Source organism: Flavobacterium sp. GQ95, from assembly GCF_059758655.1.
This window is the reverse complement of record NZ_JCAXEB010000010.1, coordinates 1-14,231: the sequence shown is the minus strand read 5'-3', so window position 1 is coordinate 14,231 and position 14,231 is coordinate 1. Positions and strand designations below refer to the sequence as shown.

Genomic DNA, 14,231 nt, shown 5'->3' with positions numbered 1-14,231 from the left:
CTTATTGTAATGTAAATGAGATGCTTGCTCACTATTCATAATCAAACCCGACAGTCCCGATCCCGAAGCTTCGGGATCGGGAGGACTGTCGGGTTTGAAATGCGTTTAATATGTTACCAGTTTATTTCCAATTTTTCTCCTTTTTTCAATGTGATATTTTGTTCTTTATCACCGCTAATTAAAATTGTATTTCCTCCATTTTGAGAGAAAACCGTTACTTTTTCAAGTTTTTTATTATTCCATTCCATAGCGATTTCAAATCCGCCACGGGCACAGATTCCTTTTACAGATCCCGTTTCCCAAGCGTCGGGTAACGCAGGCAATAATCTGATTTCGTTTTCATCAGATTGTACCAGCATTTCGGCTACTGCTGCGGCTCCTCCAAAGTTTCCGTCAATTTGAAATGGCGGATGCGCGTCGAATAAATTCGGATAAGTTCCTCCTCCTCTTCTTGGTTTTTCTGTTTTCTTCCCGTCCGGATCAACATAACGAAGCAATTCTCTGAACATTTTATATGCACGATTTCCGTCCCACAATCTTGCCCAAAGATTGATACGCCATCCTTTTGACCAGCCTGTGGTTTCATCTCCTTTTATTTCGAGTGTTTTTCTTGATGCTTCGGCCAAATCAGGAGTTTTCTCGGGTGTAATTTGGTGACCCGGGAAAAGTCCGAATAATTGCGATTGGTGGCGGTGTTTTGGATCATTATCTTCCCAGTCAAAATACCATTCCTTCAGATTTCCTTTTTTTCCAATTTGATACGGATGCAATTTAGAAAGTGCTGTTTCGAGTTTTTTTCTAAAATCAGCATCAGTATTTAAAACCTTTGAAGCTTTAATTGTTTTATCGAAACACTCACGAATCATAGCTAAATCTGCCGTTCCTCCGTACATGGTTGCTCCAACAAAGTCGTCTTCCAGTTTATATTGATTTTCCGGTGAAGTTGATGGTGATGTAATTAAATTTCCGTTTTTATCAAGAATCATCCATTCCAAAAAGAATTGAGAAGCACCTTTCATAACTGGATAACCTTCATTTTTTAAATAATTTTTATCCTGGGTAAAAACATAATGCTCCCAAATATGTGTACTCAACCAGGCTCCGGCGGTATTCCAACAGGCCCACATTGGGTCCTCTTTTCCGAATTGACCCACCGGATTTGTCATAGCCCAGATATCTGAGTTATGCGAAGCAGACCAGCCTTCGTTTACTCCGTAAAATGTTTTGGCACTTGTTTTTCCGGTTACCGAAAGGTTTTTAATGAAAGACAAAAGAGGTAAATGCATTTCTGAAAGATTCGTATTCTCTGCCAGCCAATAATTCTCTTCCAAATTAATGTTCATTGTATAATTACTACTCCAGGGTGGGTTTAAATGTGGATTCCAAATACCTTGTAAATTTGCCGGAACACCTAAAGTTCTTGAACTACTGATTAACAAATAACGCCCGTAATTGAAATACAGAATTTCCAGATTTTTATCTTCTTTTCCTTCTGAATATCTTAATAGTCTTTCGTCTGTTGGTAAATCTGGGGCAGCTGTTTTTCCTAAATCTAAAGTAACGCGATTATAGAATTTTTGATAATCAGCAATATGAGATTCCTTTAATTTATCGAATGGTTTTGTAAATGCCTTGTTCAAATTTTGCAATGCAATTGCTATATCGTCTACTCCTTCTGTTGCAGGATTTTTGTCAAAACCATTAAAGCTTGTAGCAACCGAAACATAAATAATAGCTTCCGTTGCGTCTTTTAAAGTTAGAGCTTCTCTGGAATTTGTAATTTTCCCGTCCGTTTTTTTGATTTGGACTAAAGTGGTAAATCTTGTTCCTCTTTCTTTAATATCCAGATATTTTGGCAAAACAGTATATCCTGCATTTTCATGAATTGGCGCGGTGCCAATCATTACCAGAATATTGTTTCTTACTTCAACATTTGATTTTAACAAACTCTTTAAATTAATATCAAAATTTAAAGCCCCTTTGTGATCACTTGTCAATTTGATGACCATAATTTGATCCGGAGCGGAGACAAAATATTCACGCGTATATTTTATGCCGGCCATTTCGTAACTTACTTTTGATATTGCTTTCGAAATATCCAGTTCCCGATGGTAATTTACTGCTTTTCCTTTTTCAGTATTATTAATTTCTAAAGTTCCTAAAGGAGCAAAAGATTCGGAGTTTTTGCCCTGTACTTTTTTGTTTAATTCTTCAGCAAGCTTGTAATTTTCATTTTTTAAAGCTTCACGAATTGCAGGAATATTTTTGTAAGCTTCCGGATTCATTTTGGTATTTACAGGTTCACCCGACCAAAGCGTTGCATCGTTCAAATAGATTTTATCTGAATTTGCGCCACCAAAAACGGTTGCTCCCATTTTTCCATTTCCTAAAACGAGGCTTTCTTCAAAAAATTCAGCGGGTTGATTGTACCATAAAACATGATTCGATTGTGCGTTTGCATTCTTGTAAAGGAATGAAAAAACGAAAATCAGGATTAGTTTTTTTAAGAAGGTTGAGTTCATTTTGTTGCGTTTATATTTCGTTCCTACGGAACCTTATCTTGAATTGCGTTCAAATATTACTAACGGATTAATCCATCCATACTTAAACCATTTTTAAATCTTATAAAAATGATATTTTCTTCTTTACCGGTCACTCGCGTGAGGGATGGACGCTAGCTACCGCAGTAGCGCATACAGCCCGACCGCATACCGATAAGAGGGCGTATACGCGCAAAGCAAATTTGCCCTCTTATCGGTATGTGGTCACGCCCAAATTATCATTTTTAAATTAATAAACTGGTTGATATATAAAATTCTTAAACGTAACCGAACCCTCTCCAACAGCTGAAAGTCCGAGATGAAGACTCATAAATCCGCTTAAAACATTGTGATTAAACGAGGATACTTCGGCAGAATTTTCAATTTTTATCCATTCTTTTCCGTTTGTGCTGTAAAACATATTTACCAATTGTTCTTTCTTTTGCAGACGAAGAAACAAATGCGTTCTGTTTACTCCTTTTTGAGTAGGAAATTGCCACGATCGCAAGATTGCCAAAACGTTTTCCTTGTCTGCAGCGATTCCTGTATAAAGTTTGCTGTCGTAGAACAGAATAAGTCCGGCAGTTGCATTCCCTTCTATTTCGACCTCAACTTCTGCGGTATACGAATGATCAGAAGGCGTGCATAAAAGTGGTGAGCTTTCGCCGATACTCTTTCCTTTTCCTTTTATCTCGATTCCGTTTTTAGTTAATTTAAATCTTTCAGGCTCAAATTGATTAAAAAACTGCCATTGCGGTTTCAATTCTGTCCCTGAAAAATCGTCTGAAAGGATGAAATTACTTTTTACAGCTTGTCCTGCTGGTTTCTTAATTATTGCTTCGGTTTTACTGTTTACGGGTATTTTGTACCAATTATCTTTTGTCCATTCTGCTGGTTGCAATAACGTTTGACGCCCCATATTATAATACCCGTTTTCATAACCATGAAAAACCATCCACCAATTTCCTTTAACATCATCAATCAATGTTGCGTGCCCTTTTGACCACCATTTTTCAGATGCGTCATTTGTTCTTAAAATCGGATTGTAAGGTGAGTTTTCCCAAGGTCCCAAAGGCGATTTTGATCTCGCTGAAATTACCATATGACTTGTTGCCGGTCCGGCAGTTCCGCCCTCGGCAACAGTTAAATAATAGTAATCTCCACGTTTTAAAACTTTTGGTCCTTCCATACAAAAACACTCAATTGACCATTCTGACGGGATTTTCCATCCGTCATAAACATGTTTTTCTTCGCCAATAACTGAGAGTCCATCATTTGAAAGTGGAACATAATTTCCATTGCTAAAATAAAGATATCGGTTGCCTTTTTCGTCTGCAAAATGTCCCGGATCGATATTGCCTATTTTCAAATCTATCGGGTCGCTCCAGGGCCCACTTATTGAATCTGCCCAAACAACATAATTGGTTTCGTTTGCCGGAAAATAGATGTAAAACTTATTATTGTATTTTACTAAATCTGGCGCCCATACAGAACCTACACTTTTTTTAAGTGCATGTGTAACGGGTTTCCAATTCACGAGATCTTTTGATGTCCAAATCAGTAATCCGGGATAATAATTAAATGAAGAATGAACGATATAATAATCTTCACCATCTCTGATTATCGACGGATCTGGATAATCTCCTGCAAATATTGGATTTTGATACGATTCCTTATTCGTTTTAAGATGCTGTTGTTGTGCATTTACTGCAAACGAAATGAAAACCAAAAATACCAGAATAACTTTTTTCATTATTTAAAATCTAAATTTATTTGCTCACCTTATATTTCTCGTTGGCCGTAATCATTTCCCAATTATCCGTTCTGAAAGGTGATGCCGGGAATTTTTCTTTGTTGAAAAGATTGATTTCAGTATCATCGTCTGCCCAACCGTAATGAACAGCAACGGGATTCGGAACATTTTCGCTTGAAACGATTATTTTGTTGTCTTTAATTATCGCTTTCGCGGAATGAAAAACTTTGTCGGCACCGGCGATTTCGAAGCCTTTTACGTTTTGGGAATTATCCCAAGTAAACAAACCGTTTCCGATATTATCGAAAGTCAGGATGATTTGGTTTCCTTTTATCTCCTGAGATTTATAGGTTGGTCCGCTGTAAACTTGTTTTTTACCGTAAACATTGTTTAAGGCAATTGCTGCCAAACGCAATCCGACGTCTTGTTTGTTGGTTGGGTGAATGTCTTTAGCGTTTCCAATATCTGTCGTAACGGCCATTCCGGTATTTTTCAATTTCAGCGTTTCAGATTGTGCTTCGCGAAGTTCTGCCCAACGGCTTCCTGCTTTACTGTTGCCATTTGATTCATTGAAGGTTGATAATTGTACAAAGTAAAACGGAAAATCGCCCTGCTTGAATTTTGTTCTCCAATCGCTGATCATTAACGGAAATGCTTTTTTATATTGGTTCGCTCTCCAAACATTCGCCTCTCCCTGATACCATAAAACGCCTTCAATCGCATAAGGAACGAGCGGATTTACCATGGCATTGTACAATAAGGATGGATAACTGTTTGGTGATAATGACGTTTTTACTAGTATAACTTTAAACTTCCATTTTCCGTCAAGCGGAATTGTTTTGCTTCCTAAAGTCAATTTTAAATCTGATGCTTCTCCGTAGATTCCGCCGCCGCCGCTGTTATCTACAATTCTTACGGCAATAACATTTTGTCCTTCTTTTAAAACATTTGCCGGAACTTCGTAAACACGTTTTAAATCGTATTGGGTGTTTTTACCCACTTCGATTCCGTTTACATAAGTGATATCTTCATCGTCAATTTTTGAAAGGTTTAAAACGGCCTTGTTTTTAATATCTTCTGCAGAAAGTGTTATGGTTTTTCGCATCCAGACAATTCCGTCTAAATCGCCCAAAGGCTGGTTTTCCCACAAACTTGGTGTGTTTAATTCGCCCCAGTTTGCATCATTGAACGTTGGTTCTTTGAAGGTATTTTCGTTTTCTGTACTTACCGGAGTTCCCTGAATTTTTTCGACTCTTTCTTTCATTTGTCTTGCGTACAATTTTGAAATAGAATCGATATTCATTGTTGGAACATTAGCAATCATGGCTTTGAAATCGTCGCTTTTTTGGAAGGCTTCACGGCTTGTCCAGGTTTCTACGTTGGTTCCACCCCAGGAAGTATTGATAATTCCGATTGGGATTTTTAATTCCGAATAAAGTTTTTTAGCAAAATAATACCCAACGGCTGTAAAATTTCCAACATTTTCTTTGTTAGAAACCTGCCATTTTCCTGCTTTGAAATCGTCTTTTGGAGTTCCGCTTAAATCTTGTGCGACTCCAAAATGACGAATCATAGGATAATTAGAATCGGCTATTTCTTTTTCGGCGTTCATGGTTTTGGAAACTTGAAATTCCATGTTGGATTGTCCGCTGCAAATCCATACTTCTCCAACCAAAACATCTTTTATGATGATTTTGTTTTTTCCTGTAATAGTTAATTCAAAAGGTCCTCCCGCTTTTTCAGCAGATAAACGCACCATCCATTTTCCGTTTTTGTCGGCAACTATGGTTTTGGTTTGTTTGTTGAAACTTACTTCAACTTTTTCATTGGGATCTGCCCAACCCCAAACCGGGATTTCTTTGTTGCGTTGTAAAACCATTCCGTCAGTAAACAGCAATGGCATTTTGACATTGGCATTTGTAATTATGCTTACCAGTACTAAAATAAAGGTTGTATACTTTTTCATTTTCTTTATCTTGAAATTTAAGTTAGAAATTTAACCGCAAAGGCCGCAATGTATTACGCAAAGTTCGCAAAGCTTGCGGGTATTGCGCTTGCTTTGCGAACTTTGTGGTTCCATCTATAATCAAATATAGGCTATTTATTGCAATCCTTCAATCAGGGCATTCAGCGCCTGAGTGTCAAAAACAGTATTATCACTTCTATTAAAAATTCCGAAACCATTGTTGCCCATGCTTCCTTCATCCCAGTAAAAAGGCAGCAAACCATTTGCTTTTGCTTGTTTTACTACTGTTTTTAGATAATAAGCTCTTGACGCAAGATGTAATGTTAAAGCATCTCCTGTTAATGTTGTTCTTCTGATTGCACCAAATTCTCCCAGTAAAACCGGAATTCCTTTATCTACAAATTGCGTTTTCATTAGCTTGAAATTTTTCTCTAAATCAGCTTCTTCACCCCAGGTTGCATTTCGTTCTGTATCTGTTGTGGAGTGAAAACCAGTTCCCCAATAATAGGACATTTTACCCCAGGTTTCGTCTTTTGTCAAACCAGCAAAGTTCCAGGGTGTATAATAATGCACCTCAACCATCATTTTATTTGCTATTTTATCTGTTGGTAAAGTTAGCATCAGTTTATTCGTTTTTTCAATATCTGTTGTAGGCCCTTGTATTACCAATACACGATTTGCATTTTTTCCTCCTGTAGAACGAACAGCATCGATAAAAGTTTGGTGATACGATGTTAAAACAGCCATTTGAGCAGCATCTTCAACCGCCGGTTCATTCGCGCTTGCGAATAATAAATGCTCATCAAATCCGCGTAAACTTGTTGCAATTTGTTCCCAAAAAGCTTTTTGTTTCGCATTCGTTTCTTCTTTTTTGGCTTCGGTAATATTATTTTCCAGCCAGCCGCCGTCCCAGTGAATATTCACTAATACATACATGTCGTTGTCAACGCAATATTGCACGACTTCTTTTACACGGTTTAACCAGTCTGCTTTTATTTTTGCGGTTGCCGTATTTTCTAAATATTGATTCCATGAACACGGAATTCGAATGGCATTAAAACCTTTTGCTTTTACTGCATCAATCAGCGCCTTTGTGATTTTTGGATTTCCCCAGGCAGTTTCGCCGCCCGTAGCTTCCATGGTATTCCCGATATTCCATCCTAATTTTATTTTAGCAGCCAATTGAACGGCAGTACTACTCATTCCGGTTGCGTCGGCAGCAATTGGATTTGTATTGTAACTCGGATAAATCCCTGTTTTTCCTGCCTGAGAAACGTTTACTTGTACCGATGCCACTTCACTTGAACTAATGGTAATTACACCCGTTCTTGCTACAGAAGTAGTATTTTCTGAAGCGGTAATTGTAATGGTTGTTCTGCCGGATACGCCTGTAACCGGAGTAAATTTCAACCAGCTTGCCTCTGATGATGCAACTGACCAGTTCGTGCTATTTGTGGTAACGATAAATTCTGATGTACTCGCCGGACTCTGAAAATCAATTTTATTAAGATCAACCGTAAGTATTTTTGCAATCGGACCTGGATTATCCGGAGTAACTTCTTTATCAGCACTACACGCTAAAATGCTTACCCAGGACAAACACAAAATTGCGTTTAACAGGTAACTTTTTATTGTTCTTTTCATTTTTTAAGTGGTTTTTATAGTTAGTTAAGTGGTTTTAATGTGAATTTATTTGATGGTTATCGCAATTTCTTTTTTGATATCTCTTGAAGAATTTCCAACTTTCAAAATGTATTTTCCGGCTTCAACAACCCATTTTTTTGAAGCCACATCATAGTAAGCCAATTCTTTCACAGGAAGTTTTATAGTAACTGTTTCAGAATTGCCGGATTTTACTAATACTTTTTTGAATCCTTTTAATTCTTTTGAAGCACGGCTAACTTTTGAATCTGATTTGGAAGCATACAATTGAACAACTTCTTTTCCATCTACTTTTCCTGTATTTTTTACTTCAACAGAAACAGAGATAGTTTCATTTTCATCATAAGAAGTTTTATCGGCTTTAGCATTTTCGAATGCAAAAGTGGTGTATGATAATCCGTATCCAAAAGGATATAATGGCGCAATATTTTTAGTATCAAACCAACGATAACCCACTAAAATACCTTCGGCATAATTAACCGTTTTTCCGCCCGGAAAACTTTTTGTTGCGTGTGCAGGAGAATCCATAATGTTTACAGGCATTGTCCATGGTAATTTTCCTGATGGATTTACTTTTCCTAAGATTACATCTGCTAATGCATTTCCTCCTTCAGAACCATTAAACCAACTCCAAACCAAAGCCGAAGTATTTTTACTTACTTCATTAATATCAAAAGGAGCTCCGGCAATCATGACCACAATTGTTCTCGGATTTACGGCTTGTACTTTTTTGATTAATTCTTCTTGTCCAAAAGGTAATTTTAAAGTTCTACGGTCTGAAGCTTCTGTTTCATAATCACGATTTGAACCCGCAAAAATAATCGCAACATCAGATTTTTTCGCAGCCTCAACCGCTTCGTTCACTTTTGCAGGATCCAATGCGTCAATCGTCACAGGGCCATTTAAAGTAATATCACCTAGTTTTCCCTTATTTTTTTCATCATAACGCTCTAAATATCCTTCAGCATAATTGATTTTGATCGATGACGGTAATCTGTTTTTCAAACCTTCAAGAGGTGTAATTTCTCTTTTTGTTTTAACTCCGGCACCAAATCCGCCTAAAGCATTCTTCTTTGTTGCATTGTTTCCAATTACAGCAATCGATTTTACTCCGTCTAGTTTTAAAGGCAAAGCATTGTTGTTGTTTTTCAATAAAACAATTGCTTCTGCTGCAATTTTGTAAGCGTCCTGATAATGTGCTTCAGTTGAAATACTTCCTTTAGCACGGTTTTTACTGGCATTACCCATCGCTTTCACCTGAAACAAGGTGCGTAAAATTCTTTTTACATGGATGTCAATTTCTGCTTCAGACACTTCACCTGTTTTGGCTGCCGCAACTAATTTGTCAGCAAGGAAAAATTCATTGAAAGGTTTTGGAGTTCCCATTTCAATATCTAAACCGCTTTTTAAAGATTTAACTGTTGAATGTACTGCAGCCCAATCTGAAACTACAATTCCTTTAAAACCCCACTCATCACGAAGAATTTTATTCAGCATATAATCGTTTTCACATAAATATTCTCCTCTGAATTTATTGTAAGCCCCCATTACACTATAAGCATGACCTTCTTTTACAGTCGCTTCAAACGCTGGCAAATAAATTTCACGAAGCGTACGCTCGTCAATTTGTACATCGACAAAATCACGATTGGTTTCCTGATTGTTTGCTGCGAAATGTTTTACACAGGCCATAACATCGTTGTCTTGTAAACCAACAACTACCGGCACAGCGATTTTTTTATTCAAAAACGGGTCTTCACTCATGTATTCGTAAGTTCTTCCTCCAAGGGGCGTTCTCACAATATTGATTGCCGGTGAAAGCAACATGTCTTTATCGCGCGCGCGCATTTCCTGTCCAAGACTGTTCCCGAAGGTATACGCCATATCAGCATTCCAGGTTGCGGCTAAACCACCGCCTGCAGGATAATAGGTTGCGAAATCGTTTGTTAAACCTGCCGGAGCCCAATTATCACGTGAAATCTCTTCACGAACTCCCAAAGGTCCGTCGGCCATTTTTAATTCAGGAATACCTAAACGTTCAACAGCTCCGGTACTGAACATACTGTTACCATGTAACATTCCGATTTTTTCTTCCAATGTCATTTGAGAAACCAATTTGTCAATCTCTCCATCAAATTCGGAACTGATTTCATTTCCCAGATGCTCTTCTGTCTGAACAGCTGTTGAATTTTCGGTTTGTGCGTCTTTTTTACAAGAAGTAAGCAATACCAAAGCCATAAAAACCGGTAGATATATCATTTTCTTTTTCATTTTTATTATTTGTTTTTTGTGGTTTTTTAATAGTTTATTGTTTGACGAAGTTGAATAACACAACATCATTTTCGTTAATTTTAAAATCTTTACGGTAGGCTCCTTTTGAATCAATTATTACTTTTTCGGTTAAAATTGGCGCACCATTATTGTGTTCCTTAATCTTTTTAACCTGATCAATAGTAAGCTGATTGGGTTTATTCATAGCTAGATAATCAGCGTAGGCGTCATTTGATTTATAACCCACTTTATAAATCTCCAAATTGTATTTCCCTTTTTGAAGTCCGTTTACTTCAATTTTCACCGTTCCTTTTGGCTGAGAAGGCAAATCCTGAATATAATAGGTCTGATTCCAAACCTTATCTCCGGGATGTGTATTGGTAAAATCCCAAAACAATAACTGAACATCTCCTTTTGCATTTTTAGCTGCCCATGAAGAGGTGTCTTTATTCTGAAGTTCTGTTTCTCCCAGTTTATTCAGAAGAGAATAAGAAAAATAAGCAGGTTTTTTAATTCCTTGTGTATTTAGTAATCCGAAACCACCGTGAAAAGGGGTGAATCTCGGACCTGGTTCTTCGAAAATATCGGTGAAAACCCAATATGACATGGAGTTTGCCGCATTGCCAACCTGTTTTAGTTTTTGAAGAATATAAGCTGTCGAATGGTAACTGTCATGAACAGGATCTGCTGGTGTGTATGAAGAACTCCACTCGCTATAATGCAATTCTAATTTTGGCTTGGCCGAATTTGAAATTTGGTTGCGGGAATTGATTACATCACCGCTTATACTTGAATCTTCTTTATTTAAAACCGTTCCCGAAGTTCCAAATTCATCCAAATAGCCTTGTTTTACACCATACGTATGAGTTGAAATAAAATCTAGCGGAACATTATTTTTAGCACAAAAATCGATTGTTTCCGGTACCCATCCTGCACCAGCTGTTGCAGGTCCGCCAACTTTATAAGCAGGATTCACCGTTTTTATGCCTCGAGCTGCATATTCATACAGTTTGAAATATTCTGCCTGTGTTCCAGTCCAGAAACCCGGGGAAAGATTAGGTTCGTTCCAAACTTCAAAATACCATGTTTTTACTTCTTCTGCGCCGTATCGTTCAGTGAAATGCTGTGTTAAGTTGCGGATTAAATCTTCCCATTTTTTATAATCTTTTGGAGGCGTTACATTTCCTTTCCACCAAAAAATTGTTTCTGGTCCACTGGCCAAAGCTGCTGGCATAAAACCTAACTCAACAAAAGGTTTCATTTTAATGCTTAATATAAAATCATACAAAACATCGATATACTGGTAATTATACTCCGGATTTCTTTTTGCATCTTCTTTGTAGACTCCCATATCATCAGACAATAAACCATGCATTCTGATGTATTTAAAATCGCATTCTTTTTTCGTCATTGCAAGTTGTTGTTGCCAATCGGCACGAAGTCCTTCATTTGCCCGACCTGCACCAATGCATTCTTTAAACATGGTGTTTAGTTTTCCGGCATCTTTATTATAATCCACTTTTATAATTCTGTCTGAGATAGTATTGGTCTGCTGTCCAAACATTTCAGCATTGTAAAGTGATATTAAAATAAGCAGTATGATTCCTTTTCTTTTCATTTCAATTATTTCACGGTTATTTTTTTATTTAACAGAATAGCATCTGAAGCACTTCCGATCTGAAGTTCAATAGTATTATTTTCCAGTTCAAATTGTTGTTTTGCTGTATTCCAATATTCTAAATCTTTCGCTTTTAAAGTCAATACAACATTTTTAGTCTCTCCGGCTTTAAAGAAAACCCTCTGAAAGCCCTTTAATTCCTTTTCAGGACGTTCCACTCTTGACTGCAATTGTTTTACATATAATTGAATTACTTCATCTCCATCTTTATTTCCAGTATTGGTAACTGAAACCGTAATTTTTATTTCGCCATTTTTAGCAATACTTTCTGAATTGGTTTCAACTGAATCGTATTTGAAAATGGTATAACTTAATCCGTGTCCAAAAGCATATAAAGGTTTTCCTTTAAAATACATATAGGTTCTGCCATTTCGGATATTGTAATCTAATAAATCCGGTAAATCAGTAATGTTTTTTACCCAGGTCTGAGTTAAACGACCGGCCGGATTATAGTCTCCAAATAAAACATCTGCCAGGGCAGTTCCCGTTTCCTGACTGTTTTGTGCCATGTGAATAATGGCCGGAACATGTTCTTGTGTCCAGTTGATGGCGTAAGGAAAACTGCTAATCAAAGCCACTACTGTTCTAGGATTGGCCTGATAAACTATTTTAATCAAATCTTCCTGCTCTAAAGTCAGCGATTGACGATCGACAGCTTCTTTTCCTTCACTTGGAACCGGACAATTGGCCCAGCCTGCATTACAAACGGGATGATTTCCGACAATGACAATAACTACATCTGCTTTTTTAGCGATTTCAGCTGCTTTGCCATCTGTATTGTTTTTAGCATATAGAATTTCAACATTGTTGCCAAGCTTATTTTTTATTCCCTGTAAAGGTGTAATGGTATATGGAGGTGTTCCGCTGTACCAATCGAGAAGCACTTCGTCTGCACGATTCCCGATTATGGCAATTGTTTTTAATTTATCTTTTTGTAAAGGCAGTAATTGCGAATCGTTTTTAAGTAAAACAATAGATTTTTGGGTTGCTTCTAAAGCGATTTTTTTATGCGATTCGGTTTTCCACGGATCAATAGTATCTTTTCCTGTTCCGATTTTCGCATATGGATTTTCATCCGTAGCATCCAACATTCCAAGCTGAATCATCACTCTGTAATTCCCACGAATTACAGCATCGATATCTTTTTCTTTTAAATAACCATGCGAAAGAGCACCATAAACACCTTCTGTATAATCATCCAAAAACTGATTGATTCCGGCTTTTACTGCAGCTGCAGCACCCAGATATTTATCAGCATAATATTTATGATCTGAAAGCAATAATTTAAATGCGCCGCCATCGGTACAAATTATTCCGTTTTGTCCCCATTCTTTTTGGGTAATGTTTTTCAACATTGGATGCACCATTGCCGGAATTCCGTTTACTTTATTGTAGGCCGCCATGTAAGCACGCGATCCTCCATCAACAACTCCCATTTGAAAAGGCAGGGCATAATATTCTCTCCATAATCTTTCATCAAAATCAGATGACGTATAGGTTCTGCCGTCTTCATTGCTGTTGGCTAAAAAGTGTTTCATTAAGGAAGCCGTTTGCCAATATTTAGGATTATTTCCCTGTAACCCTTTGACAAAAGCAACGGTCATGGTTCCGTTAAAAAAAGCATCTTCTCCATAACTTTCTTCGGTACGACCCCAACGCGGATCTCTTGCTATATCAGCATTTGGAGCACGAACGACTAATCCGCCGCGATGGTATTTCTGAAAAGCATGTCGTGTTTCGTAACCTTCAACATTCGCCACTTTCTGCAGCAGATCGACATCCCAGGTTTCTCCCAAGCCATACGCCTGTGGAAAAGTGGTAGTTGTGATTGGCTGTTTGTTTTTTCCGCCCCATTCTGCCGGTCCGCCCAACGCCAAACCGTGCAATCCTTCTACATGACCAGTTCCTGTAACGCCTAATCTTTTTATAGACGGATTTGTGCTCAAAGCCTGAACTTTTTCATCGAGGGTCATCAATGACAGCAAATTATCAATACACTTTTCAGTATCTAATTTTGAATCCTGAAAAGGATATTGCTTTTGCTGCGACAACATCAAATTGACCGACAAAAGAAAAACAATATGTAGCGAAAGGTTTTTCATTGAATGTGATATTTAAACCCGACAGGTTTTTAAAACCTGTCGGGTTTGACAATCTATCTTTATTTATAATTTCTTGAATCTAATTGCTGTTCCGCATGCGCCGCCTAAATGTAATTTTAATACATCCGAAGCTTTAACTGTTTTCTTAGAAATCGCAATTTCAGCCGGATTATGTGTTTCATCAGTTCCTTCTGCATCAGCATAAATCTGCGCTTCGTACGTTGCAGTTGGATCTAAAAATGATAAGGCAACGTTTACT

Annotated in this window: 8 protein-coding genes; all 8 read right to left on the bottom strand. The window is 37.5% G+C overall.

Annotation, left to right across the window (positions count from 1 at the left end):
* Positions 1–113: 113 nt before the first annotated feature.
* Positions 114–2,522 carry a glycoside hydrolase family 95 protein gene (locus AC6CH4_RS18315; protein ID WP_498105499.1) on the bottom strand — a complete coding sequence of 803 codons (2,409 nt, stop codon included), beginning with the start codon at positions 2,520–2,522 and terminating at the stop codon, positions 114–116.
* A 268-nt stretch (positions 2,523–2,790) separates the two neighbouring features.
* A complete protein-coding gene (locus AC6CH4_RS18310) occupies positions 2,791–4,293 on the bottom strand; it encodes a family 43 glycosylhydrolase (protein ID WP_498105497.1) in 1,503 nt (500 codons plus the stop codon).
* A 16-nt stretch (positions 4,294–4,309) separates the two neighbouring features.
* Positions 4,310–6,259 carry a sialate O-acetylesterase gene (locus tag AC6CH4_RS18305; protein WP_498105495.1) on the bottom strand — a complete coding sequence of 650 codons (1,950 nt, stop codon included), beginning with the start codon at positions 6,257–6,259 and terminating at the stop codon, positions 4,310–4,312.
* A 135-nt stretch (positions 6,260–6,394) separates the two neighbouring features.
* Positions 6,395–7,903, bottom strand: coding sequence for a cellulase family glycosylhydrolase (locus tag AC6CH4_RS18300; protein ID WP_498105493.1), 1,509 nt, complete (start codon positions 7,901–7,903; stop codon positions 6,395–6,397).
* A gap of 45 nt (positions 7,904–7,948) precedes the next feature.
* A complete protein-coding gene (locus AC6CH4_RS18295) occupies positions 7,949–10,192 on the bottom strand; it encodes a glycoside hydrolase family 3 C-terminal domain-containing protein (RefSeq protein ID WP_498105491.1) in 2,244 nt (747 codons plus the stop codon).
* A gap of 34 nt (positions 10,193–10,226) precedes the next feature.
* Entirely contained in the window at positions 10,227–11,810 is a 1,584-nt protein-coding gene (locus tag AC6CH4_RS18290) for a GH39 family glycosyl hydrolase (protein ID WP_498105489.1), read from the bottom strand.
* A gap of 5 nt (positions 11,811–11,815) precedes the next feature.
* Entirely contained in the window at positions 11,816–13,972 is a 2,157-nt protein-coding gene (locus AC6CH4_RS18285; RefSeq protein WP_498105487.1) for a glycoside hydrolase family 3 C-terminal domain-containing protein, read from the bottom strand.
* Positions 13,973–14,035: 63 nt separating this feature from the next.
* Positions 14,036–14,231 (bottom strand): glycoside hydrolase family 97 C-terminal domain-containing protein (locus AC6CH4_RS18280; protein WP_498105485.1); only part of this gene is annotated, 196 nt, incomplete at its 5' end.

Excerpts from the sequence above, each read along its gene's own strand:
- AC6CH4_RS18315 (WP_498105499.1), bottom strand. The coding sequence starts at position 2,522 with ATGAACTCAACCTTCTTAAAAAAACTAATCCTGATTTTCGTTTTTTCA.
- AC6CH4_RS18310 (WP_498105497.1), bottom strand. The coding sequence starts at position 4,293 with ATGAAAAAAGTTATTCTGGTATTTTTGGTTTTCATTTCGTTTGCAGTA.
- AC6CH4_RS18305 (WP_498105495.1), bottom strand. The coding sequence starts at position 6,259 with ATGAAAAAGTATACAACCTTTATTTTAGTACTGGTAAGCATAATTACA.
- AC6CH4_RS18300 (WP_498105493.1), bottom strand. The coding sequence starts at position 7,903 with ATGAAAAGAACAATAAAAAGTTACCTGTTAAACGCAATTTTGTGTTTG.
- AC6CH4_RS18295 (WP_498105491.1), bottom strand. The coding sequence starts at position 10,192 with ATGAAAAAGAAAATGATATATCTACCGGTTTTTATGGCTTTGGTATTG.
- AC6CH4_RS18290 (WP_498105489.1), bottom strand. The coding sequence starts at position 11,810 with ATGAAAAGAAAAGGAATCATACTGCTTATTTTAATATCACTTTACAAT.
- AC6CH4_RS18285 (WP_498105487.1), bottom strand. The coding sequence starts at position 13,972 with ATGAAAAACCTTTCGCTACATATTGTTTTTCTTTTGTCGGTCAATTTG.